The organism is Phytopseudomonas punonensis, from assembly GCF_900142655.1.
Classification (GTDB): Bacteria; Pseudomonadota; Gammaproteobacteria; order Pseudomonadales; family Pseudomonadaceae; genus Aquipseudomonas; species Aquipseudomonas punonensis.
Genome location: NZ_FRBQ01000013.1, coordinates 14,321 through 35,603, shown reverse-complemented (window position 1 = coordinate 35,603; position 21,283 = coordinate 14,321). Strand labels below are relative to the sequence as shown.

Below are 21,283 nucleotides of genomic sequence, written 5' to 3'. Positions count from 1 at the left end.
TCGCTCGGTCATATGCCGCTGAAAGCTGCGTATTGATGCGCCACAGCAGCTTTGCAATGCTGGCCTTGCTATAGTGGCGTCCACTTTTTCTGGAGGTGCTCGATGCGCACGAAATCCCGCGTTATCGGCGGCGTTCTCGCCGTTACATTGGTCACTCAACTCACTGCCTGCGGCACCATCTTCTTCCCTGATCGCCGTGGCCAGATCGAAGGCCGTGTCGACCCCCTCGTCGTCGGCCTGAACGCCATCGGCATTCTCTTCTACGTGATTCCCGGCCTGATCGCCTTTGGCATCGACTTCGCCACCGGCGCGATCTACCTGCCAGGCGGCCTGAACGCCCAGGTCGACCCGCAATCGCTCAAAGACGTGGTGGATGTTGACGGCAAGGTCGACAACGCCAAACTCAAAGCCCTGATCGAAACCCAGACTGGCCACAGCCTGCCACTCGACGACCCGCGCCTGATCCAGCACAGCGGCAGCAGCGAACAGCTGGCGGCCTATGGCCTGCGTCCTGCCGCCTGATTGACCCGCGCAGCCCGTCAGCGATGATGGGCTCACCCCCGCCACACCCCATGGATCGCCCATGACCCTCGACCGCCAGCACTCCCGCCTGATGCGCCAGGCCACTGCCGCCGCACTCTGCGTGGCGCTGACTCTGGTGGTGTGCAAGGCCGTCGCCTGGTGGGCCAGCGGTTCGGTCAGCCTGCTGGCCGGCCTTACCGATTCGTTACTCGATAGCGCCGCCTCACTGCTCAACCTGATCGCTGTGAACATCGCTCTGCGCCCCGCCGATGACGATCACCGTTACGGCCATGGCAAGGCCGAGGCGCTGGCCGGGATGGGCCAGGCACTGTTTATCGGTGCCAGTGCGATACTCGTCGCAGTGCAGGGCTTCGAGCGCCTGCATCAGCCGGAACCGCTGACTGCCCAGGCCCTGGGCATCGCGGTAATGCTGCTGTCGATGGTGCTGACAGTCGCCTTGCTGCTGTTCCAGCAACATGTGGTGCGCCAGACCAGCTCCACGGCGATCCACGCCGACTCGTTGCACTACCGCTCCGACTTGCTGCTCAACAGCGGCATCCTCCTTGCCCTGCTGCTCGCCTATCTGGGCTGGCAACAGGGCGATGCGCTATTCGCCATCGGCATAGCCGCTTACATCCTGTGGAGTGCGGTGAGCATCGCTCGCCAGTCGGTGGGCGTATTGATGGATCAGGAACTCGCACCTGACGTCAGCACGCGCATGAGCGAGCTGGCCCGCGCGGTGCCCGGCGTCATAGGCATACACGACCTGCGCACGCGCCTCTCCGGCACCCGCTGGTTCGTGCAGTTGCATGTCGACCTGCCTGGCAATCTCAGTCTCACCGACGCCCACGCACTTTGCGAACAGGTGGAGGACGCCATCCGCGGCGAATTCGCCCAGGCCGAAGTGCTGGTGCACGCCGACCCGGTCGACACCCGCGCCCCATTTGAGGCAGCCGTTAGGCAAGCAGAAAAACACTGAACCGCCATCGCGAAAGGCCAGTCAGCTTCAGTAAGCCCAAATGATTTGGGTTGGTCGCTCCCGGCTCTCCTAACCCTCAACAGGGGCGGCACCGGGGCTCAATTCGTGATGAGAGGATTACCACATGAAGCGCGTATCCATGTTCGTCATTGCCGCCGTTCTGGCTGCACCCGCATTCGCAGCCGATGACCTGTGCACCGTCAACCTGCAGAAGCTCGACAACGCCGTGGCCGCCAAAGCCACTCTGCCCGAGCCACTCAAGCAGCAGGTTCAAGAAGCCAAGAAAGAAGCCACCGACGCCCAGGCTGCTGGTGACCTGAAAGCTTGCGGCACCCACGCCGAGCGCGCTCTGCAACTGCTCGACGCACCGGGCGATGACGGCAGCGGCGCGACCAGCTGATCTCAAGTCAGGCCGGCCTCAACGCCGGCCTGATTGCAGCGCGCAGCGTACGTCCGGGTCGACGCCACGAACCCTTTTGACGTACACTGCACGTCTTGCAGTTTCGGGGCCGATTAGGATTCGACGCCGGTAGCGAAGCTCGAGGTGCATGCCGACTTGGTAACAGAAGTCGTAAATCCACTGTTGCAACTTTCTATAGTTGCCAATGACGAAAACTACGAGGGCTACGCTCTCGCTGCGTAAGCGGCGCGACTAGTCCTTCTGGTAGCTTCGGCTCCAGCGATCACTAGGGGATGCCTGTAAACCCGAAGTGATTGTCATGCAGAACAGGATCGCCGCGTAGTACGTTGTGGACGAAGTGGCTAAAACTTACACAACTCGCCCAAAGCACCCTGCCCGTCGGGCGGCTGAGGGTTAACTTAATAGACACGGCTAAGCATGTAGTACCGACAGTGGAGAACTGGCGGACGGGGGTTCAAATCCCCCCGGCTCCACCAAATAAACCCCTGATTTTCCTAGAGAAAGTCAGGGGTTTTTCTTTGAGTGTCGAAAAAGTGTCGAAAAAATGGCAGGCACAAAAAAGCCCCTTACGGGGCTTTAATAGAAAATTTCAGCTAAATCGCCTGCATCTATGAATTCACGCGACTCGCGTAGAATTTGCTCCAAAAGCTGGGATCTCGACTCGCTTTTTTGGCAAACCAAGGATCTGAGGAGTATGCATCTTTTAAGCGTACTGATCCCTGCGCGCGTCTTTCCGCTTCCTGCAAGGTGATCACTCCAGCTTCCCAAAACTGTTTCCAGTAACGGTCGGCCGTCAGGGTCGCAGAAGGCTTTGGCTGAAAAGTCGTAATAGACATCTTTGATCTCCGGGAGGTCGAACTCCATTGAGTCAACCGCAACGTGAATCATACTCTGAATATTGCTAACAGGATCACTACACCAGACCAAAGGGGGAACCCCAAGTTCCTTGGAGCCATCAAGCTGCCTTTGATGAGGAGCCAGATGGGAGGTGCCGCGATACTTGAGCGCAGATGATAGCATCGCATCAGTGCGCCGACGAAGCGCCATATCTGACAGACCTTGCGGGTCACCGATGAAAGTATATCGACATCCGTGAGCGAATGAGCCAACCGCTGCGTAGATGGCTGATCCACCTGAGCCGGGCTCAGACTCGGAGACATCAAGCCATACCTGAAACGTATTCCTGTAGACGTAAAAACTGGAGCCGCATCTGTCATAGCTATGGCACCAAGTCATTTTGTCTGGATCATCCTCAACACAGCCATCGAAAACAGCCTCAGGTGCCAGCACTAAACGACCGATTGCCTGATCGAGAGTGATCTCCTCTGTAAGGCGAGGATACTGAAAAATATCCTCCTCCCGCCTGGCGAGATGCATTAGCCATTCAGCAGCAAATCGTGACACCAGTGCCTCAGAATCGCATTAAAGGGCGGGTATGCTGGCTGAAATTGGACCAAATCGTAAAGCGTCCTGTAAATGATCGGGTGCCAGGTGTGCATACCGCATAGTCATCGCCAAGCTGGAATGCCCCAAGATGCGCTGCAGCGTGACGATGTTTCCGCCGTTTTGGATGAAATGGCTAGCGAAGGTATGGCGCAGTGCGTGTGCTGCCTGCCCCTTCGGTAGCTTGATGGTTGTACGGGCCAAGGCACGGCGGAATGCGGTAATGGCCGAGTTCGGCTGACCATGCTCACGCCAGTGACGAATGATCCTGGCCTCGAGCTCGGCAGAGATAGGCACCGATCGCACTTTGCCGCTTTTGGTGCCGCTGAAGGTGATCACCCGGTTACGCACCGAATGCTGCTTGAGCTTTTCAGCCTCAGACCATCGAGCACCAGTGGCCAAGCAGATCAGCACGATGACTTCGACGTGCGGGTTATCGCAGCCCGTCCGGATCGCCTCAAGCAGCTCGGCTATCTGCTCATTGGTCAGCCAGGACAGTTCACGTTCCTGGACACGCAACGGTTTCACCAACTCCAACGGGTTCGGATAGTCAATGACGCCAAGGCCACGTAGCTCGTTGTATACCGCACGCAGGTAGCCCAGCTCGTTGTTAAGCGTCTTGGGTGACGTGCCCGCTTCCATCCTCAAGCGCCGGTCATTGGCGTAGACGTGTGGGTCGAGTCGGATCGCAACAGGATCGCGCAGGCGCTTGGCCAGATACAGCAACTTTCTGAGTCGCCCGGCGGCATATCGCAGGGAGTGGCCGTGTAGGTCGTACCAGAGCTGCATAAGCTCAGAGAGCCGGCGTTTGTCCTTGGGCTTGGGTGACCAATCCTTGTTGTCGACCAGCTTGGCACGGCACGATGCCTCGAAGCGTTGAGCTTCGCCCTTGGTCTTGAAGATCTTGCGGAAGCGCTTGCCTTTGACGGGCTCAATATCGGCCTTCCAGCGACCGTCAGAAAGCTTTTCGATTGCCATCAGACAGCACGCCCCCATCGCACATGCCTTTCCGTCAGCAGATCCCTAATGTGTTTATAGAGATCGTCCTGGGTCATGTCCTTGGCGGCGTAGTGATCGCGGATGACCGGCCAGCAGTCCCATTGCTGCAAGGTCTTAAACGCCTTTTTTGCGCCCACCTTTTCCCTTGCCAGCAGGCTGACGAAGTTTCCCAGGAATAGCTCCACGTTCTTGCCGGAGAAGCCACGCGAGGTCTTGTAGTAACGCTTGTACTCGGTGTCATCGAGCAGGGAGTCCACCGGCAGATCGACGCGCACGTCTTCACGGATCAGCGTCCAGATGGGCTCGAAATAACCAGGGCGGCAGAGCAACTTGAATTGACGCAGGCCATAGCGCCACAGGCCGTCCAGATGCCCCGCGAAGGCGGCATAGGAACTGGTGTCGATAATCGCCCCTGTCTCGAGGTCGACAGAGCCGCTGGCGAATTGCTGGATAACGGAGTGGTGATAGCGCAGCTCTACGCGCCATACGTCAGCGTCAGGATCGTAGTTGTCCGGATCTTGCGGGTCGAAGCTGTCGCGGCGCTTCCAGACACTTTCCCAGTAGTCGAGCTTGTCGGTTGCGCGGGCTTGCTCGGTCTTGTTGTAGATCGCCAATTGCACGCCGCTGGCCGAACCGAACATGAAGGTTTCGCCACGCCCGTAGGTGCTGGATTTGGTCGTCCAGTTGATTTCGTTGATGCCGGAAATGTCACGCTGAGTGCGTGCACGACAGTGCATGCGGGCGACCAGATCCACGGGCGGTTTCCAGCCCTGCAGGTCTAGTGCGAGATGGACGGCGCACTGGTTGATTTCACGGTGGCTCAGAACAGCCGAGGCGTAATAGTCCATATGTTCCTGCAGGCGCTCGGGTGACAGGGCGTCGATGGCATGGGGCGAGACTTCGATTTTCAGGTGGGCGCCGATGGAGTCGATCTTCGCGTTGAAGTTCTTCACCAAGAGGATGATGCCGAGGTCAGCGTTCTGGAGTTTGTACTGGTAGCCAGAATCCTTGCTGACACGGCCCGAGTGCCAGATCTGGTCAGCGAATTCGACCATGGTGCCGGGCTTCTCGAACAGGCTCATGATGTCCGGTCGGATCATGCCCCGATACAACTGGCGCACGGTATCGACACCACAGCGCAGCAGGCGTACACCCGAAAGATCAGTCAGTGCTGCTGATGCAGCATCCATGAAGAGACGACCCGTCTTACTCTCAAAGCCGGTAGCTCGGTCAATCCGTCGCTGGTCTTTAACGCTCATCTGTTTTTTCCTTTATTGACCAGCAATGGCCACTTTCACTGAGTTTTATCTGACGTGTTACAGGGACGTCGCCGAAGGCGCGTGCCTCGCTCGCGCCTTCGTTCTGAACTGAACCACTCCGGCGCTCGCTCGTTAGCGCCACGGCCGTGACGCGTATTCGCCATCGGGAACCACGTTCACGCTCTGTCGTGCTGGGGCGATGCTTGCGGCTGATGCTGGTTGCGAGGGCGTTGCGGGCACTGGCGAGCCGTTATCGAAGCGGCGCGCGCTTTCTTCCCGCTGAACCGGCCGCCCAGGGCAGAACGCTTGCCCCTTGAAGCCCATAGGGTGGCTGATATCGACGATGCATTGGCCGCGTATGTGGATCTGGTAGCCGAGCTGCTGCAGGTCAGCGAGTGACTGCTGTAGCACAAGCCCCTGTTGGTCGATCAGGTCGAGCTGGCCGATCTGCCGAACCTTGCCGTCGGTGTTGGCGACCATCACCGCCCGGATGGCGAACGAGCGAGGGGCAAAGGGGTGGTTCAGCTCAGGAGGAGGTACAACAGCTTGTTGACGCCCCAAAAAAGGAACAGAAAGAGGATTGCCCGTATCAGCAGAAACTGGAGCACTTTCAGCAGCAGGCGCAGGATCTGCCGCAGGGGCTTTAGCAGCGGGGACAGGCTCTGTCTTAGGAGCCGTAGCAGGGCCGAAGTTGATTCCACCAAGAGAAAAAATAGACCCAATAAGAAGGGCCATAAATACCAGGAGAGCCAGAAGCTTAGGCGACCGGAGGAGGCTTTTGCCTGCCTTGGTGTCTTGGGCGATTCCGGTAGCGGTGGACTGGTAGAGCTTGAAGGTTTCAGGCTTGATCTTTCGGAACTCGACAACGGTTCCTTTCTCGGGTGGTCGGTTGAGCTGTGCATCATGCTGCGCCTCTTTGTAGCGGCCGCCGATGCCAATCACGGCCAGGTTCGAATGCTTGTACGCCATCTCGCAGGTCATGCGGATGTCGTCACGGATGTAGCTGATGTTCGGGGTGGTCAGAACGATGTCCCAGTTCCAGTGGCGATGGCGTGTCCAGCCATCGAGCCAGGAGATAGGCCGGTCTGCCTTCTGCGCTGCCTCGGAGCCGCCAGGGAAATCGAAGCGCTCGAGATCCTTCTCGCGCCATGCCTTGGGGAACACCAGCTGGGTTTCGTCGAAGATCAGAAACGCGCCCCGCGGTGCCCACTGAAACCACGTGCGCATGCGCTCCATGTCATCAAGCTTTTCGAGGTCGAGATTGATGATGTCCACGGAATCGGGAAGATCGGGCATCACCTGCAGCACACGCTCTAGGGTGAAGCCGCGTACGTTGGTGATGATCAGCCGACCCTCTTTGAGAGCACGCACGGCATCGTCCTGAATCGCGCCGCTGGTCTTGTAGGAGCCGTTCGGGCCGTGGTGGATCTTGATCGACATGGTTAGCGACCAATGAACGGCACGAACTTCAGGGCGAAGCGCGTAGATAGGGCGGAAAAGATGATGTTCAGGGCTTGGGGGATGCCGAAGAACGACAGAGTGCTAGCCACATCACCGGGCAGATCGCCGTAGCGCTTGCGGACAGCCTCAGCAACGCCAATATCAGCTATGACATCCTGAGCAGCCTCATACGCGACTTCCAGGGCAAGCAGCTGGATCTGAAACCATGAGTACATGGCGGCTTTGGTGAGCAGCACCAAGCCATCTTTGACGAAGGTGTAGATACCGACAGTGAGGAAATCCCACACCCACTGGAAGAAGACGATTATCTGGTCAAGGAAACCACCGAGCCATTCGAGCATTTGTTTAGCCTCGCAGGATGATGACGGCCGCCAGCGCAGCCGCACCGAGCAGCAGCGCATAGCGCAGGTAGGAAAGAGGGTCGGAGTAGTCGGCCAAGCAGAAGCGCAGCGTGGTCGAGGTGCTGCCGAAGGACACCGGGATGTTGTCGCAGGGCAGCGAGCCGCCACCTGTGCCGAGGTTGAGGTCAAACACGCCTTTGAACAGGTTGGAGTACTGGCCTAGCTTTTGATCGAGCTCGCCACGTACATCAGCGATGCGCTGATCCCACTCGGTGATGCCTTCGGAGAAGTTGCCCACCTCGCCCTTCTGCAGGGTGCCTTGTGGGCCGGCCGGGCCTTCGCCTTCTTCACCCTCACCTTCGCCGTCTCCATCGCCTTCGCCCTTGCCATCACCAGACCCAGTTGATCCGGTGCAATTGGAACCGGTGCAGGTAGAGGACTCGCTGCCCTTGGTGCCGTCGGCATTGGTGTTGTTGTGGTTTACGTTGGTGGTGGTGTTGGAGCTGCAAGCACCGGCACCGGAGCAGTTTTTCTGTTCGGTGGTCTTGGTGGTGGTTTCGCTTTTGGAGCCGTCCGGGTTGGTCTTGCTCTCTGTTTTGGTGTTGGTCTTTGTCTCGGTTGCCTTGGGGCCTTTATTGGACGCTACGCACTGCATAACGCCGTTGACGCTACCAACAGAGCCGCCCTTGGCAACACAGCCTTGGTTGTCTACTTCGGTTTCGGTTTCGGTACAGCTAGAAGTCTGAGTGCCGTCAGCGGAGGTGCTGGTCGGTGTGCAGTCGCGGTCGGATTTGGATTCAGTGGGCGCGGGTGGATTCGTGTCCGGGCCATTGGAGGTAGCGCACTCTTCACCCGAAAAAACGCCAGTGACCCACCAGTACGTTTTAGAGATATCGGCGGGCTTCTTATACGCAGTAATTGCATTGGGAGAGGAAGCATCTACAACAACAGTACAACCATCAGCGCAAGACTCCATTTGGCCCATATCAGTGCCAAAAGAATGGCTTTGGCCAATCTTTGATTCACAACGGTTAGATTCGGGAGGATCGCACTTTCCAGTTTGAGAGTTATATGTCGAGCCGGGCTGGCATGCATTACCGCCGCGGTTAGCGTTTACAAAAGAGGTGTCTGCACGAGGATACTGAGTGCTGTCCTGCTGCTTAACCCAGCAGTTAAAAATAATTTCAGTCGCACGTACGACATGTGAATGCGTTGTAGTCCAGCCAGTTCGAGATGAATAATCAGCAGCTTGGCAGGCCTGTTCAGGGCTTGAGAATTTACCGGGAACGGCAAACTGACCACTCAAGTACCAATAGTAATCCTCAGCAAAGACAAATTGCCCCCAGCCCAAAAGGGTGAGAGCCAGAACAAACCGATAAAAAGAAATTCCCATACGCCATAAAAGAAGGGGCTTATTAAGCCCCTTCGACCCCATCAGAAAAACTCGCCGATTCGGAAGCCGGTGATGAATGCCCCGGCTATGAACGCGCCGAGCATTACTGACCAGAGCATGTGGGGTTACGACTTGCGCAGCATGCCGAAGATGACGCCAGCGCAGGCCAGTACAGCGAGGCCCAGGGCGACATAACCGGCAACGGTGCCAGCGCTGGTAGCGCCTTCGTTGATCTGCGATTCGATACCGCTGATGTCGATTGGCACGGCGAAGGCAGCCGGGGCAGTGGCGACGGCAACGAAGCCACCGATAACGGCGTTACGGGCGATGGTGCGGGTGTTGCTGAACAGTTGTTTCATGGGTACTACCTCATACGTCTTAGGATGGTTGCGACCATTCCACCGGAAAGGCCGATTGCAAAAACCAGTAGCGTTCCGCCAAAACCAACGGCGAAGGCTTCCGGCGAAAATCCCCCTGACACCAGGATGTCTACATAGCCAGCGGCATCAGGAGGGATCAGGTAGGCCTGTTGCCAGCCAAGCTGGGTGCAGGTCATGGATGAGTCGGAGCTGACCCACTGCATGCACACTTGAACGGCAACGACCGACATTCAGATGCCCTCAGTACGGGGAGAACTGGCCGGCTACCGGGGCCATGCGCACGGCATAGGCAAACCCGTCAGCGTTGCCCCAGGCGTAACCGCCAACGAAGCCCAGTGCAGCGATGAACAGATAACGGCGCATGGCTCAGCCTCCCCGATGCTTAGGGCTTGGGTTGTTCAGTGGGTTTGGCGGCGTTGGCAGCGGGTGCGGCTGCAGCAGTGGCGGCAGGCTTGGCCTGGGCCTTGGCGGGCTCTACATGCAGGACGATGAACTTGCCCATGTTCTTGGAGCCGCGTTCGATTTCGGCGGTTACGCGGACGGTTTCGAGTACGTCGAGTTCTTTGCAGGCGGCCCACACTTCGTCGCGGACATCCTCGGAAACCTGCATGGAGAGCAACGAGATACCGAGGTCTTTTTCGCCGTCCGGCTCATCACCGAAATAGAGTTTGATCAGGTCGACGTTGTCGAACTTCACGCGCTCGGCGCTGATGAATTCCAGATCCATAGTTGTACGTGCCATGTGTGTTGCCTCGCTAAGTTGCGCGTTAAATGCGCTTTTCAGGTTTTTCAGGCCGAGCAGTCCCGTTAAGCCAACTTTGTGTTTTTTGGCTCTGTTCGTTACTGGTGCCTGGGTCGGTTGTTGCGGTTATCAGGTAGTGCGGTTGGTACGTTGAAGTCTGTTCACACCAAGGGCGTTGCCCTTGTCATCCCACTCTTGCCGCCGAGGGCTCAGGAGCGCGGGGCGGAGGAGCTGCCCCACACTCATGAGCGGAGGCTGGTTTGTCCGGGGGGCGTTCAATAGTTCGCTCTGCCCGTGCTTCCGTTCGACGGAACGAAGTAGCGTGTTCCGACGAGCCGGGAGCGCGGCTATTGACCGATCCAGAGCGGCGGAGGAAGCCCAGGCGGATAAGGCCGTACATGAAGAACGGGAGCAGCAGCACGGCGCCGAACAGCATGAGGCTCAATTCAATGAGGGCCGGGTATTTAGCTGACATAAACCACCCCATGAACGACCGGGCCTTGTAGGGCCATTACGATTTCCTGCCATTCCTGAACGTCCCAGCGTTCGGGAATGCCCTTTTGGTCGGCAGCGTCCTGTTGGATCTGCGCACGGCCTAGCTGTTGGCTGGCCAACGGCAACAGCTCAGCGGCTTGGGCGACGGTCAGGACGATGCCGGGCATTACTCAGCCACTCCGCAGGCCAGGACGACACGGCCCAGGGCATCGGCGAAGGCCTGATCCATCACCTGGGCGAGTTCGCTTAGCTGCCAGACGCTCAGGCCGGTGCCGATGGCAATGCCCATAACCAGCGGGATCGACCACTCGCCTAGCAGAGCCATGAACCAGCGGGCGCGGCGGATGCGATTAATCTGCATGGCTCAGTTCTCCAGCTCGAACAGATCCCAGCGCGGGACGTAGGGCGTTGGATTGCCGATGTTCTCCACCACGTACCAGTACCGAGGCGGGCGCGGGGTTGGTGAGTGCTGGGGACAGGTAAAGCCCGAGACCCAGCGGTAGGTACTGCTCACGTGCAGCCAGTGCCCGTTCACCAGCCGCATTTGGCCAACGACCGGAAAACAGCGAACGGGGCGGCATTGGGCGCAGCGTGGCGACAGGCTGATAGGCCCCTGTTTTTTGACATAGCAGACAGAGCAATCGCAGTCCGGACTGTGCGGACGGTGCAGGTACTTTTGCATTCATCACCGCCATTTCTCCGTAACGATCCGAATACCGATGCAAATAAAGGCAATGAACGCTGCCAGCATTGAGAAAGCCGCTTCGAACGTGGAATCCAGCAGCAACGCCCAAAGCTGTTTAAGCAGGTGGGTGAACAGCACGCAGAAGGCGGCGTAGGCCGAGAGCCAAAAGAGCCAGATACAGAGGTCTTTGAAGTGCTGGACGGAGAACAGAGCGCTAGCTTTCATCACTCCCACTCCTCTTCCATGAGCTGCTTGGTCAGCAGTGCAACGTTCACCAGAACGTATTTGCCGATCTTCTTGGACGGCAGGTAGCCGTTGCGAATCCAGCCCCGCACGGTGTCGTGCTCGTTCTCCATGCGAATCCAGTTAGCGAACTCGCGCCATGGCATCACGGGCGGGGCTCCAATCACACGGCTTAAAGTCAGGTCGGTTCCTTCCACAATCTTGCCCTTTGTTGCACTATGAAGGTCTTTATCGGGGCGATACTAAAACGCTGGCAGACCAGCGCTTTACGTAATCTACATTCGTAATATACAACGATAGTAGAGCCATTTGTATATTACAGACGTAAATTTTATAGACGATTATGGAATCAATAGACGACCGAGTTAGAACTCTTGTCGATAAGGCAGGAATGGACGAATTGGTCAAAAAGACTGAAATCGGGAGCACCCGATGGAGAACGGTTCGCTATGACAAGCGAACCAGGATCAGCACGCATGAAGTCGAAGCGCTGACCAAGCTCTACCCGCAATACGCACTGTGGCTAGCGTTGGGACAGATTGCGCCGGAAAGCGGCCAAACGAGCCCCGATTACGACGAGGCCAACCGAACCTTGACCGGTCAAAACGCGGGATAGCGATCACTCAGGAAGTAGCTAGGCGCTGGTACGCCCGAACGACAAGGATGAAGGAATGAAAGCTGACAGGGATGATGCACCCACTTACGCAAGGCAAAGCGCCCGCAGAAGCAACAGAACCACCTGGATCGTTGCTTCGTTCATGGGAAGCGCCGTCACAGTTGGGCTGCTGTACACGCTGAGCTCGCTTTATATGCAGGGCAAGGTTGATCGGCTTGCGAACACCCCTAAGCCAAAGCCAGCTCCCATTGCAGAAATCACCAGATCTGCGCCCGCCGAAAAAGACTGGGACAAGATCGTTGAAGACGTGGCTAGGCGTTCAAGAGAATCAGAACGCATACAAAATGGCACGCAAACTGAACTGAAAAAACAAACCGAATTCAATAGTGCAACTTATTTACCTGCGCATGCAGTTAATTCGATACCTAACACTCGCAGTTACGCGCAGCCTAAATCGACACCACAAAGAAAACAGCAAGAAATAGTGATTATAGGAAAAGCAGCACCAAAATTAAGTGACTATTGCCCATACAGTGAAGGAAGCATTCAAAGAAGGAATTGCAAAACAAACATCAATCTTTCGACACGCAACAATGGGAGATAAATCTCAGGAACCAGCCCGCCTGAGATTGTATGCTTTGGGCCCTCGTGATTCTATACGAACCTCAAACTCGACTATATCGCCCGGGATAAGCTCTTCCTGACCTTCAACGAGATCAGAGTAAAAGAAGAAAACATCTTTACCTTTTGACCTGCGGATAAATCCAAAGCCTTTAAATGCGTTGTAAACAGTGACAAAGCCGCGCTCCAGCTCCTGATTTTCAACTGCCATCAGATCCCCCAGTGATCGGCCTTGGACAGAACGCGAGGAAATTTCGCCCTGAGCGATTTCCTATAATGACGAGCCAAGTGCGCATCGGTTCTTGAAAGTATACCAATAGAATGAATTAACTTATGAAAACTCTTTGAAAAGCCCAACGTAGCAACATCTGCAACGGGACGGTTTATTAACTTCTTGTATTCAAAAGATAATTGTTTGATTCGCGCAGCACTATACTGCGGAAGAATTTTGGATAGGCGATCACGAAGCTGTCGAGCCTGAGCATGATCAAGCCGTGTCATTCTAGCTACATGGGCAGAGCTCTTATTCCAGAGCGCATGGTAGGCATCAGACGTATAATCTTTCAGATATTCTTTCGTACAAATATAAACAAGCTGGCGAGCGTAATCTCTGTCTTTACGCCGTATTTTTGGAACGCCGTGGCCAACCCAAACACCTGTTACCTCATAAGGGCTGCGGCTATCTGAAGATGACTCAATTTTCTTTTTATGGGGATGAACACGGAGGCCATGGCGCTTAAACATGCCGGCAACCTTTGATATCGCCTGCTCAAGTTTTTCAGGTGGAATAGGGTGAGATGACGACAGGGTAACATCATCTAAGAGGCGGCTATATTCAATCCCGAAACTTCTGAGGTAACTAACCACAGAATACTCGGTGTTATGAAAAATCAGATTGGCGACATAGCTAGAGGTACAACCGCCTTGGGGAACCTTGCCGCGCATTGTGACGACATTGGTAAGAAGAGTTGAGACCTCATCTGGAAATCTAAAGAAACTCTTAAAAATATCAAAAACACTGTCACGCTTTATGTTGTCATAAAAATTTTTAATATCGAGACTAACTAGAACTCGGGAGCCAGCATGAATGCGACTGTTATTTATATAATCTCGAGAATGACTGACATCGCGTATACCGCCATGCAGATATTGAGGGAATACAACATGCTCGAAAATACGAGAATTTATTCTTTTCTGTAATTTTTTTAAATTGTACTTAGGATCATAAACTGTACGATCTTTATTTTTTGAAGATACTGAAAACGCAGTATATGAATCATCCGCAGAGGATGAAAGCTTAGACATCACCTGAGGTGAAACGCCAAGACTCTTAGCAAGAACATCAAGCGTTGATATAGGTGCATGCGGATAAAACGGCTTATCCTTCGCCATAAACTCCATTCCATAGAAACAACAGAGAACCAGTTAGCTATTACTCATCACCGAAGAGGTAATGAAGCAGTTTACCAACCCAAGGTACGGCAGCTATAACAGCTACTTTCCACTTTGCACCTGAATTAACCCTTTTCGCTTCGGGGCGGTCTCCCACTTCCGGGCGAATGCTCTCTTTTTTACAACCAGTCACGTTGATGACGACATTGACAACTATCATCTTATTACCCTCTCGATATGCAAGTGACGATTGTCACCTGTCGCCAGACCAAGAGTTGAAGCACAAGGAACAATATTATTAACTCAGGTGGACTCTCTGTTTTTACGCCAGACAAAGGTCGCTAAGAACGGACGTTGCAATACAGCCCAGAGGCCAATCCGCGCACTAGGGAACCGGGGTGCCGGTCATGATCCCGAAGGATCGCCATGAAGCTAGCTTCAAGGCATCGCTTTCCTTGTAACGTGACTTTAAAGAGCAGGACAGGTGAGATACACCTGCGCAACCGAGGCTGCACGAAGACATTACAAAAATGGCCGTGATGATGTCAATACGACACCAAAAAATAGTGTCGAAAAAACGTCGTAAACGCTAGGCAGCAAAGGGCAGCCATGGGCAGGAGCGACAAGACGGATGGTGCGCATTTACTCACGTTGGTCGAAGATGGGCAGCTATAGGCAGTAGTTGAAACGGATTCAAATCCCCCCGGCTCCACCAAATAAGTTATACAAATCAGGCACTTAGCGATTATCGCAAGTGCCTTTTTTGTGCCTTTTGGGGCTGTTTTGGCTGGGTTATGCCAGCTTTATGACAGCCTCCTCTGCCCATGTCCCATCTGCAGGGCACGGCCGTCAACGCAACAACCGACAATACGTTTTCCGACGCTTTTCCGGTTTGAAATCGCGCCACAGCGGTCTGTCAGGGGTATTAAATCTGTGTCGGCTTACACACAGAGACCCACACATGCCGACACATGCCCCCAAGAAATACCTGATCAGCCACACCTCTCTGCAGCACTGCTTTGATAAAAGCCGTTCCGGCCTCGAAAAGCTGCGCGAAACCGATCCCAGCTTCCCTCGTCCCATCAAATTTGGGCCGAGCAAACAGGCTGGCGTCTACTTCGTCGTCGCGGAGGTGGAGGCCTGGCTGGAGAGCAAGATCAGCGAGCGTGATGGAGTCACTCAGGATCTCGCCGAGCGAGAAGACCAATGACCACACACGAGCAGATACCGTCGTTCTTGGCAGAGATGCCCGAGCCGGCCCTTGCCTCATACCTGAATCCAAGCATTGTGCCAAAGCCGCTCCCGAGCGGGTTGGCCAGGGTCATGCCCTGGCGTGGGGAGCTACTACCTGCTGCTCTTCAGGAATACGTTTGGGATGTCGCTGAGCGCACCCAGTGTCCGCCAGATTTTGTTGGAGTCGCGCTCGTGGTTGCTGTCAGCGCAGTGGTCGGGCGCAAATTTACCATCCATCCAAAACAGCACGATGATTGGACAGTCGTTCCCAACCAGTGGGGCGTCATCATCGGACGGCCGTCTGCGATGAAAACACCGGCGCTTAAACAAGCGCTACGTCCCTTGGACGCCTTGGAGACAAGAGAGCGAAAACAGCACAACATGGCGGTGGAGGAGTACAGGACCAACAGTGAGCTGCTGGATATCGAGCGCAAGGCCGCGAAGAGCAAGGCCACAAAACTTGTTGGCAGCGGCGACAAAATTGGAGCGCGGGAGGAACTCACTAAGGTTTCCGGCGACGTGCAGACTCCAGTCCAGCGCCGCTACACCGTCAACGACTCGACGGTCGAGAAGCTCGGCGAGCTACTCAACGAAAACCCGAACGGCCTGCTGCTCGTGCGTGACGAGCTGGGGGGCTGGCTCGCAACAATACAAAGCGAGGAAGGCTCAGTCGCGCGCGCCTTCTACCTGGAGTGCTTCGATGGCAACGGCTCATTTACCTACGACCGTATCGGCCGAGGCACCATATTCATCGAGTCATGTTGTTTATCGTTGATCGGCGGCATTCAACCCTCACGAATCGCATCCCTGGTGAGCGCCGCGATCAGCGGCGAACTGGATGACGGCCTGATTCAGCGCCTGCAACTCGCCGTTTACCCCGACGATGTCCGTGACTGGTGTCTGGTCGACCGCTGGCCGAACAAAGCCGCCGCTGAATGTGTGGAACGGATTATTGACCACCTCGATCGACTACCCGCCGAGCCTCGCACTGCACTCAGGTTCAGCCCGGAGGCACAGGAAATATTTAACGCCTGGTATACCGGCCACATGCAACAAAGTCGGAGCGAAAATCTTCACCCGGCATTGCAATCTCATTGTCTGAAAATGCCGAAAACCATTGCGGGCTTAGCCCTACTGTTCGAACTGATCGAAGGTGGGCTGAAAGCCGTGGGTGCAGAGTCCACTGCCCGCGCCATTGACTGGGCGGTCTACCTGATGAGCCATGCTCAGCGGCTGTACGGCGCAGCAATCAACGCCCCGCTACTGGGGGCACGGTTGATCCTGGAGCGTCAGCAGAAATTACCCGAGCCGTTTACCCCTCGTGAGATACGCCTGAAAGGCTGGACAGGGCTCGACTCTCTGGATGCGGTCAACAATGCACTCAACGTCCTGATCGAGCACAACTACATCGTCGGCTACGAGGTCGCCGGCGAGAAAGGTGGACGCCCGTCAACACGCTATGTCTGGCGCAAACAATAGTCTCAGCCTGGCGGATTATTTTCATAAACAGCGGTGAGGCCAGCCTACAAAACCTACGAAACCAGGTTCTGTAGGTTTTGTAGGCTGGCTTGGGGCGCTGTTTGTAAAAATGGCAACAGGCGAGCAGTAGGCTTCCGGAGCGATCCGGCCATAGCAGTGACAACGCCCCAACCAGGAGAAGCGCATCGTAATCCTCCCTTGGTTGGGATACGGCGGCCAGCGCAATAGAGCTACAAACCTACTCATCACATCGGTACAGTTGGGCAGCAGTCGCAGCTTAATTAAGCGACCCAACACAAACCCCGGATGCAGGATCTGCATCGTTCGGCTCATGGACATTACCGAGGGCAATTGATGCCGACGCTCAATCCCACAAGCAGCCTCACACCCCACCACGCCAAGTATTTCGCCTGGGAGCTGACGCGCCGCCGTGCAGCCAGCGAAGAAGACCGGCTTTCCCAGTCGCTGTTCGATGCCAGTGTCGATCTCAACCCACACCAGATTGATGCCGCCCTTTTTGCCCTACAAAACCCTCTGAGCAAAGGCGTGATACTGGCTGACGAAGTCGGCTTGGGTAAAACGATTGAAGCCGCCTTGGTTCTAGGCCAGCTCTGGGCCGAACGTCGCCGTCGTCTCTTGGTCATCTGCCCAGCGGCGCTGCGCAAACAATGGGCGCAGGAGCTTTCAGAAAAATTCAATTTGCCCACCCAGGTCTTGGATGCCCGCACCTGGAAACAGCTTCGCCAGGATGGCATCTACGACCCGCTGGATCGCGATGTTATCAGCATCATGTCGCTCCACTTTGCCGCACGTATGGAAGAGCAGCTGGGCAATATTCCCTGGGATTTAGTCGTCATCGACGAAGCTCACAAGCTGCGCAATGCCCATCGCAAAAGCAATGAAACCGGTCAATCGCTCAAACGCTCACTGGCTGGACGGCGCAAGCTCCTACTGACCGCTACACCGCTGCAGAATTCGCTGATGGAGCTGTATGGTCTCAGCTCGCTGATTGACGAGGATATCTTCGGCGATGAGCGCAGCTTTCGCGCTCAGTACAACAACACCGATGGTGACCTGGCAGCTTTGCGCCGCCGTTTGCAGGCCTTTATCAAGCGCACCCTGCGCAGGGATGTTCTGGAGTACGTGCCCTATACCCAGCGCCATGCGCTGACCACACCATTTACCCCGAGCGATGACGAGCAGCGGCTTTACGACCTCATCTCATCGTATCTGCACCGCGACTTCAGCTACGGCTTCCCACAGCGTCAGAAGCATCTCGTCGCGCTTATTCTGCGCAAGCTGCTGGCCTCGTCGACTGAAGCCGTTCTCGCCACCCTAGAGGCGATTAAAGCCCGCTTACAGAAGCTGCTGGATCGCCAGAGTATCGATGAGGAATGGTTCGAGCACCTGATTGAAGAAGACGACCTGGAGGAAGACCTTCTCGAAGCAGCGGAAGAGTCAGCCAACTACGAGGCCCATGACACAGCCAACAAAGTCGACTTTGAGCTGCTGAGTAAAGAAATCGCCGAGCTCGATGTTTATATCGAAATCGCTCACAGCATTCGTGAAGACCAAAAATCCTTCGCCCTTCTGAACGCGCTGGAACAAGGCTTTGCACGCATGTCCGGTATGGGCGCACCGCGTAAAGCAGTGATCTTTACCGAGTCACGCCGTACCCAGGAATACCTGGCTCGTTTTCTTGAGGCGCATGGACACGCCGGTAAGGTTGTCACCTTCAGCGGTGGCAATCAGGGTGAAGCCGCTACCGGCATCTATCAGCGCTGGCTGGCTCGTTACCATGGCAGCGACCGTGTCACCGGCTCCCCCGCCATCGACCGCCGCACCGCGCTGATCGACTATTTCCGCGATAAAGCTGAAATCCTTATCGCCACAGAGGCAGCCGCCGAAGGTGTGAACCTGCAGTTCTGCTCCCTGGTGGTGAACTACGACCTGCCCTGGAACCCCCAGCGTGTAGAGCAACGTATTGGTCGTTGCCATCGCTACGGCCAGCGCTTTGACGTGGTTGTGATCAACTTCCTCAACCAACGCAATGCCGCAGACCAGCGCGTATTGGAGCTACTGCAGGATAAGTTTCACCTGTTCGATGGCGTCTTTGGTGCGTCTGACCAAGTGCTCGGCAGGATTGAAGCCGGCATCGACTTCGAGAAACGCATTGCCGAAATCTACGACTGCTGCCGCACACCTCAAGAGATCGACGCCGCCTTCGCCAGCCTGCGCGCGGAACTGGATGCGGATATCCAGGCACGCATGCTGGAAACCGAAAAGCTCCTGCTGGAAAATTTCGATGCAGACATCCACAGCCTGCTCAAAACCCACAAAGAACGCGCTGAAAGCCAGCTAGACAGAATCACTCGCCTGTTTTGGCTGCTGACCCAGTACATCCTGGCAGAACAAGCCAGGTTCGACAGCAACCTACTGACCTTCGACCTCAGCCTACCGCCCCTACCCCAGATCGCAACTGGGCATTACCAGCTCATTCGCAAGGGCGAACTGGCAAAACAAGCTCAGATTGAAAACACCCGAATCTACCGCCTGACGCACCCACTGGGCGAATACGTACTCGATCAGGGACGTAATGTTCCTGCCCCCACAGCCACTCTGCGCTTCAGTTATGCGCAATGGCTCGAAGCCCGCAACCCACGCATCAGCGTCATCGAGCAACTGGTCGGTCAGCAAGGCTGGCTTCAGCTCAACCTGCTGGAGCTCGATAGCTTTCAACGTGAAGAGCACTTGGTATTCACCGCGATGGCCGATAGCGGCGAGCTCCTCGACCAGGAAACCTGCGAGAAACTCTTCCAGCTCTGTGCAACTGCAGAGCCAACTCACAGCGCCCCACCGGATGATCTGCATGGTAATGCCCGTCGCCAGATCGATGCCGCATTGAGCCAAGCGTTGGAGCAGAACGACAAATTCTTCCAGCAAGAGCGCGAAAAACTCGATGCCTGGGCAGAAGACCGCATCCTCGCCGCCGAGCAAGCCCTGCAAGATACCAAGCTCAAGCTAAAGGGTCTGAAGCGGCAAGCCCGCACCGCTCAGAGCATGGACGAGGCACGCCGACTGCAGGATGACATCCGCAAGGTAGAAGGCGAACAACGTCGGCAACGCCAAGAAATATTCTCCGTGGAGGACGAAATCGAAGCCCGTCGAGATGCCCTTATCGATGCCCTGGAGAAACGCCTGCATCGTGCCAGCCGTACTCAAACGCTGTTCACTGTGCGCTGGAGCGTGAGCTAACACGTCGCTAAAAGTTAATTTCAAGTACACGTCATGTGCACATGTCGTCGCCAGCGACACGAGCGCAATACATGTCGCCGAAACCAAAAAATAGCGACACGTTATGCGCACATGTTTACACTGACGCCACGATTAGGGCGCTCACAAGAGCTCCCTTGCCTTTAGGTGGATACCCCAAGGATCAGGATCGCATCCATGACTGCCCCCCCCCTCCCCTGGCAGGCCGACAAGCCCTACAACCAGCTGCCGCCCTTGCCGCCCACAGCAGAGCTGGAGACCCGTGCAGTGCTCAAGCGCTGTATCGAGGCCCGCACAGCCCTGGCTGAATTAAAACAAGCCGCCGAGCTGATCCCCAACCAGACGGTGCTGATCAACACTATCCCGTTGCTGGAGGCCAAGGACAGCTCCGAGATCGAAAGCATCGTCACCACCACGGACCTGCTCTTTCAGCACGCCCAGGATGGGGACAACCATGCTGACCCCGCGACCAAGGAAGCCCTGCGCTACCGCAAGGCCCTACACAACGGCTACCAGTCGCTGGCCGAACGCCCACTCTCCACAGGCACTGCAGTCGAGATCTGCCGCACGCTCAAGGGCGTCAACATGGACATCCGCCGAGTGCCAGGCACTCAGCTTGCCAATGACCGCACCGGCGAAATCATCTACACCCCACCAGAGGGTGACGACCGTTTGCGCGATCTACTCGCCAACTGGGAACGCTTCCTGCACAACGAGACCGACCTAGACCCGCTGGTACGCATGGCCGTTGGGCATTACCAGTTCGAAGCCATTCACCCGTTCACCGATGGTAATGGCCGCACCGGGCGCGTGCTCAACACCCTATACCTGATTCAGGAAGGTCTGCTGAGCCTGCCGATTCTCTACCTCAGCCGTTACATCATCGCCAACCGAGCCGATTACTACCGCCTACTGCTCGATGTAACCCGCGAACAAGCCTGGGAGCCCTGGCTGCTGTACATGCTCAGTGCTGTCGAAGAAACCGCTCGCTGGACCACTGCCAAAATTGCCGCCATTCGCTGCCTCTCCGAACACACCACCCAGTTTGTTCGCGAACAGCTGCCGAAAACCTACTCCCGCGAGCTGGTGGACGTAATTTTCGAGCAGCCCTATTGCCGTATTAGCAACGTCGTCGATAAACAGATTGCCCAGCGTCAGGCCGCCTCTCGCTACCTCAAAGAGCTTGTCGTCATCGGCGTACTACAAGAGGTACAGGTCGGTAAGGAAAAGCTCTTTATCCACCCCAAGCTGATGCAACTACTGATTCGCGACAGCAACGAATTCAAGCCCTACGCCTGACACATTT

25 protein-coding genes, 1 other RNA gene and 1 pseudogene are annotated in these 21,283 nt (G+C 56.0%); 10 read left to right on the top strand and 17 right to left on the bottom strand.

What is annotated here, in order from left to right; all coding sequences use genetic code 11:
* The first annotated feature begins 102 nt into the window (after nucleotides 1-102).
* The 4 genes from BUC40_RS21405 to ssrA all read left to right on the top strand — a co-directional run bounded on the left by BUC40_RS21405 (nucleotide 103) and on the right by ssrA (nucleotide 2,398).
* Entirely contained in the window at nucleotides 103-522 is a 420-nt protein-coding gene (locus BUC40_RS21405; protein ID WP_073268643.1) for a polyribonucleotide nucleotidyltransferase, read from the top strand.
* A gap of 61 nt (nucleotides 523-583) precedes the next feature.
* Nucleotides 584-1,501 carry a cation diffusion facilitator family transporter gene (locus BUC40_RS21400; protein ID WP_073268641.1) on the top strand — a complete coding sequence of 306 codons (918 nt, stop codon included), beginning with the start codon at nucleotides 584-586 and terminating at the stop codon, nucleotides 1,499-1,501.
* 124 nt (nucleotides 1,502-1,625) lie between these two features.
* Entirely contained in the window at nucleotides 1,626-1,901 is a 276-nt protein-coding gene (locus tag BUC40_RS21395) for a hypothetical protein (protein WP_073268639.1), read from the top strand.
* Nucleotides 1,902-2,006: 105 nt separating this feature from the next.
* Nucleotides 2,007-2,398, top strand: a transfer-messenger RNA (tmRNA) gene (gene ssrA / locus BUC40_RS21390).
* Between the two features lie 100 nt (nucleotides 2,399-2,498).
* Here the strand turns inward: ssrA and BUC40_RS22970 are convergent.
* The 15 genes and pseudogenes from BUC40_RS22970 to BUC40_RS21315 all read right to left on the bottom strand — a co-directional run bounded on the left by BUC40_RS22970 (nucleotide 2,499) and on the right by BUC40_RS21315 (nucleotide 11,509).
* Nucleotides 2,499-3,326 carry a hypothetical protein gene (locus tag BUC40_RS22970; RefSeq protein ID WP_167369189.1) on the bottom strand — a complete coding sequence of 276 codons (828 nt, stop codon included), beginning with the start codon at nucleotides 3,324-3,326 and terminating at the stop codon, nucleotides 2,499-2,501.
* 18 nt (nucleotides 3,327-3,344) lie between these two features.
* On the bottom strand, nucleotides 3,345-4,343 hold the full coding sequence (locus BUC40_RS21380) for a phage integrase (protein ID WP_073268635.1): 999 nt from the start codon (nucleotides 4,341-4,343) through the stop codon (nucleotides 3,345-3,347).
* Nucleotides 4,343-5,623 carry a hypothetical protein gene (locus tag BUC40_RS21375; RefSeq protein ID WP_073268633.1) on the bottom strand — a complete coding sequence of 427 codons (1,281 nt, stop codon included), beginning with the start codon at nucleotides 5,621-5,623 and terminating at the stop codon, nucleotides 4,343-4,345. Before BUC40_RS21375 ends, BUC40_RS21380 begins: the two co-directional genes overlap by 1 nt.
* Nucleotides 5,624-5,755: 132 nt before the next feature.
* Complete coding sequence (locus BUC40_RS21370) at nucleotides 5,756-7,063, bottom strand: zonular occludens toxin domain-containing protein (protein WP_073268631.1); 1,308 nt, start codon at nucleotides 7,061-7,063, stop codon at nucleotides 5,756-5,758.
* Between the two features lie 2 nt (nucleotides 7,064-7,065).
* The gene (locus BUC40_RS21365; RefSeq protein ID WP_073268629.1) at nucleotides 7,066-7,425 is read right to left on the bottom strand and encodes a DUF2523 family protein; all 360 of its coding nucleotides are present in this window, start codon (nucleotides 7,423-7,425) and stop codon (nucleotides 7,066-7,068) included.
* 4 nt (nucleotides 7,426-7,429) lie between these two features.
* Nucleotides 7,430-8,860 (bottom strand): hypothetical protein, encoded by a 1,431-nt coding sequence (locus BUC40_RS22845; RefSeq protein ID WP_139272221.1) that lies wholly within the window; start codon nucleotides 8,858-8,860, stop codon nucleotides 7,430-7,432.
* 83 nt (nucleotides 8,861-8,943) lie between these two features.
* Complete coding sequence (locus tag BUC40_RS21355; protein WP_073268625.1) at nucleotides 8,944-9,177, bottom strand: major capsid protein; 234 nt, start codon at nucleotides 9,175-9,177, stop codon at nucleotides 8,944-8,946.
* A gap of 5 nt (nucleotides 9,178-9,182) precedes the next feature.
* Nucleotides 9,183-9,428 carry a hypothetical protein gene (locus BUC40_RS21350; RefSeq protein WP_073268623.1) on the bottom strand — a complete coding sequence of 82 codons (246 nt, stop codon included), beginning with the start codon at nucleotides 9,426-9,428 and terminating at the stop codon, nucleotides 9,183-9,185.
* A 10-nt stretch (nucleotides 9,429-9,438) separates the two neighbouring features.
* A complete protein-coding gene (locus BUC40_RS23275) occupies nucleotides 9,439-9,561 on the bottom strand; it encodes a hypothetical protein (RefSeq protein ID WP_279627158.1) in 123 nt (40 codons plus the stop codon).
* 19 nt (nucleotides 9,562-9,580) lie between these two features.
* Nucleotides 9,581-9,940 (bottom strand): hypothetical protein, encoded by a 360-nt coding sequence (locus BUC40_RS21345; RefSeq protein WP_073268621.1) that lies wholly within the window; start codon nucleotides 9,938-9,940, stop codon nucleotides 9,581-9,583.
* A 464-nt stretch (nucleotides 9,941-10,404) separates the two neighbouring features.
* Nucleotides 10,405-10,602, bottom strand: coding sequence for a hypothetical protein (locus BUC40_RS21335; RefSeq protein WP_073268619.1), 198 nt, complete (start codon nucleotides 10,600-10,602; stop codon nucleotides 10,405-10,407).
* Entirely contained in the window at nucleotides 10,602-10,796 is a 195-nt protein-coding gene (locus BUC40_RS21330; protein WP_073268617.1) for a hypothetical protein, read from the bottom strand. Before BUC40_RS21330 ends, BUC40_RS21335 begins: the two co-directional genes overlap by 1 nt.
* A pseudogene (gene pflM, locus BUC40_RS21325) lies at nucleotides 10,748-11,117 on the bottom strand (lysogeny maintenance protein PflM). The gene BUC40_RS21330 and the pseudogene pflM overlap by 49 nt, the downstream one beginning before the upstream one ends.
* 3 nt (nucleotides 11,118-11,120) lie before the next feature.
* Nucleotides 11,121-11,345 carry a hypothetical protein gene (locus BUC40_RS21320; protein ID WP_073268613.1) on the bottom strand — a complete coding sequence of 75 codons (225 nt, stop codon included), beginning with the start codon at nucleotides 11,343-11,345 and terminating at the stop codon, nucleotides 11,121-11,123.
* Entirely contained in the window at nucleotides 11,345-11,509 is a 165-nt protein-coding gene (locus tag BUC40_RS21315; RefSeq protein WP_172140312.1) for a DNA-binding protein, read from the bottom strand. Before BUC40_RS21315 ends, BUC40_RS21320 begins: the two co-directional genes overlap by 1 nt.
* A 197-nt stretch (nucleotides 11,510-11,706) precedes the next feature.
* Between BUC40_RS21315 and BUC40_RS23195 the strand changes: the two genes are divergently transcribed.
* The gene (locus BUC40_RS23195; protein ID WP_073268609.1) at nucleotides 11,707-11,979 is read left to right on the top strand and encodes a hypothetical protein; all 273 of its coding nucleotides are present in this window, start codon (nucleotides 11,707-11,709) and stop codon (nucleotides 11,977-11,979) included.
* A 55-nt stretch (nucleotides 11,980-12,034) separates the two neighbouring features.
* On the top strand, nucleotides 12,035-12,583 hold the full coding sequence (locus BUC40_RS22835) for a hypothetical protein (protein WP_073268607.1): 549 nt from the start codon (nucleotides 12,035-12,037) through the stop codon (nucleotides 12,581-12,583).
* A gap of 3 nt (nucleotides 12,584-12,586) precedes the next feature.
* On the opposite strand, the gene BUC40_RS21300 is transcribed toward BUC40_RS22835, so the two are convergent.
* Both BUC40_RS21300 and BUC40_RS21295 read right to left on the bottom strand, forming a co-directional pair.
* The gene (locus BUC40_RS21300) at nucleotides 12,587-12,811 is read right to left on the bottom strand and encodes a retron Se72 family effector protein (protein WP_208605797.1); all 225 of its coding nucleotides are present in this window, start codon (nucleotides 12,809-12,811) and stop codon (nucleotides 12,587-12,589) included.
* Entirely contained in the window at nucleotides 12,811-13,992 is a 1,182-nt protein-coding gene (locus BUC40_RS21295; RefSeq protein WP_073268605.1) for a reverse transcriptase family protein, read from the bottom strand. The genes BUC40_RS21300 and BUC40_RS21295 overlap by 1 nt, the downstream gene beginning before the upstream one ends.
* A 961-nt stretch (nucleotides 13,993-14,953) precedes the next feature.
* On the opposite strand from BUC40_RS21295, the gene BUC40_RS21290 reads away from it, so the two are divergent.
* The 4 genes from BUC40_RS21290 (at nucleotide 14,954) to fic (ending at nucleotide 21,276) form a co-directional block, all read left to right on the top strand.
* Nucleotides 14,954-15,202: a helix-turn-helix transcriptional regulator gene (locus BUC40_RS21290; RefSeq protein WP_073268603.1), complete on the top strand. Its 249-nt coding sequence runs from the start codon at nucleotides 14,954-14,956 to the stop codon at nucleotides 15,200-15,202.
* A complete protein-coding gene (locus BUC40_RS21285; protein ID WP_073268601.1) occupies nucleotides 15,199-16,704 on the top strand; it encodes a YfjI family protein in 1,506 nt (501 codons plus the stop codon). The genes BUC40_RS21290 and BUC40_RS21285 overlap by 4 nt, the downstream gene beginning before the upstream one ends.
* A 354-nt stretch (nucleotides 16,705-17,058) precedes the next feature.
* Nucleotides 17,059-19,959: an SNF2-related protein gene (locus BUC40_RS21280; protein WP_073268599.1), complete on the top strand. Its 2,901-nt coding sequence runs from the start codon at nucleotides 17,059-17,061 to the stop codon at nucleotides 19,957-19,959.
* Between the two features lie 195 nt (nucleotides 19,960-20,154).
* A complete protein-coding gene (gene fic / locus BUC40_RS21275; RefSeq protein WP_073268597.1) occupies nucleotides 20,155-21,276 on the top strand; it encodes a protein adenylyltransferase Fic in 1,122 nt (373 codons plus the stop codon).
* Nucleotides 21,277-21,283: the final 7 nt, after the last annotated feature.

Bases quoted from the DNA above. Each gene is read 5' to 3' on its own strand.
- BUC40_RS21405 (WP_073268643.1), top strand. From the start codon at position 103: ATGCGCACGAAATCCCGCGTTATCGGCGGCGTTCTCGCCGTTACATTG.
- BUC40_RS21400 (WP_073268641.1), top strand. From the start codon at position 584: ATGACCCTCGACCGCCAGCACTCCCGCCTGATGCGCCAGGCCACTGCC.
- BUC40_RS21395 (WP_073268639.1), top strand. From the start codon at position 1,626: ATGAAGCGCGTATCCATGTTCGTCATTGCCGCCGTTCTGGCTGCACCC.
- BUC40_RS21380 (WP_073268635.1), bottom strand. From the start codon at position 4,343: ATGGCAATCGAAAAGCTTTCTGACGGTCGCTGGAAGGCCGATATTGAG.
- BUC40_RS21375 (WP_073268633.1), bottom strand. From the start codon at position 5,623: ATGAGCGTTAAAGACCAGCGACGGATTGACCGAGCTACCGGCTTTGAG.
- BUC40_RS21370 (WP_073268631.1), bottom strand. From the start codon at position 7,063: ATGTCGATCAAGATCCACCACGGCCCGAACGGCTCCTACAAGACCAGC.
- BUC40_RS21365 (WP_073268629.1), bottom strand. From the start codon at position 7,425: ATGCTCGAATGGCTCGGTGGTTTCCTTGACCAGATAATCGTCTTCTTC.
- BUC40_RS22845 (WP_139272221.1), bottom strand. From the start codon at position 8,860: ATGGGGTCGAAGGGGCTTAATAAGCCCCTTCTTTTATGGCGTATGGGA.
- BUC40_RS21355 (WP_073268625.1), bottom strand. From the start codon at position 9,177: ATGAAACAACTGTTCAGCAACACCCGCACCATCGCCCGTAACGCCGTT.
- BUC40_RS21350 (WP_073268623.1), bottom strand. From the start codon at position 9,428: ATGTCGGTCGTTGCCGTTCAAGTGTGCATGCAGTGGGTCAGCTCCGAC.
- BUC40_RS23275 (WP_279627158.1), bottom strand. From the start codon at position 9,561: ATGCGCCGTTATCTGTTCATCGCTGCACTGGGCTTCGTTGGCGGTTAC.
- BUC40_RS21345 (WP_073268621.1), bottom strand. From the start codon at position 9,940: ATGGCACGTACAACTATGGATCTGGAATTCATCAGCGCCGAGCGCGTG.
- BUC40_RS21335 (WP_073268619.1), bottom strand. From the start codon at position 10,602: ATGCCCGGCATCGTCCTGACCGTCGCCCAAGCCGCTGAGCTGTTGCCG.
- BUC40_RS21330 (WP_073268617.1), bottom strand. From the start codon at position 10,796: ATGCAGATTAATCGCATCCGCCGCGCCCGCTGGTTCATGGCTCTGCTA.
- BUC40_RS21320 (WP_073268613.1), bottom strand. From the start codon at position 11,345: ATGAAAGCTAGCGCTCTGTTCTCCGTCCAGCACTTCAAAGACCTCTGT.
- BUC40_RS21315 (WP_172140312.1), bottom strand. From the start codon at position 11,509: ATGCCATGGCGCGAGTTCGCTAACTGGATTCGCATGGAGAACGAGCAC.
- BUC40_RS23195 (WP_073268609.1), top strand. From the start codon at position 11,707: ATGGAATCAATAGACGACCGAGTTAGAACTCTTGTCGATAAGGCAGGA.
- BUC40_RS22835 (WP_073268607.1), top strand. From the start codon at position 12,035: ATGAAAGCTGACAGGGATGATGCACCCACTTACGCAAGGCAAAGCGCC.
- BUC40_RS21300 (WP_208605797.1), bottom strand. From the start codon at position 12,811: ATGGCAGTTGAAAATCAGGAGCTGGAGCGCGGCTTTGTCACTGTTTAC.
- BUC40_RS21295 (WP_073268605.1), bottom strand. From the start codon at position 13,992: ATGGCGAAGGATAAGCCGTTTTATCCGCATGCACCTATATCAACGCTT.
- BUC40_RS21290 (WP_073268603.1), top strand. From the start codon at position 14,954: ATGCCGACACATGCCCCCAAGAAATACCTGATCAGCCACACCTCTCTG.
- BUC40_RS21285 (WP_073268601.1), top strand. From the start codon at position 15,199: ATGACCACACACGAGCAGATACCGTCGTTCTTGGCAGAGATGCCCGAG.
- BUC40_RS21280 (WP_073268599.1), top strand. From the start codon at position 17,059: ATGCCGACGCTCAATCCCACAAGCAGCCTCACACCCCACCACGCCAAG.
- fic (WP_073268597.1), top strand. From the start codon at position 20,155: ATGACTGCCCCCCCCCTCCCCTGGCAGGCCGACAAGCCCTACAACCAG.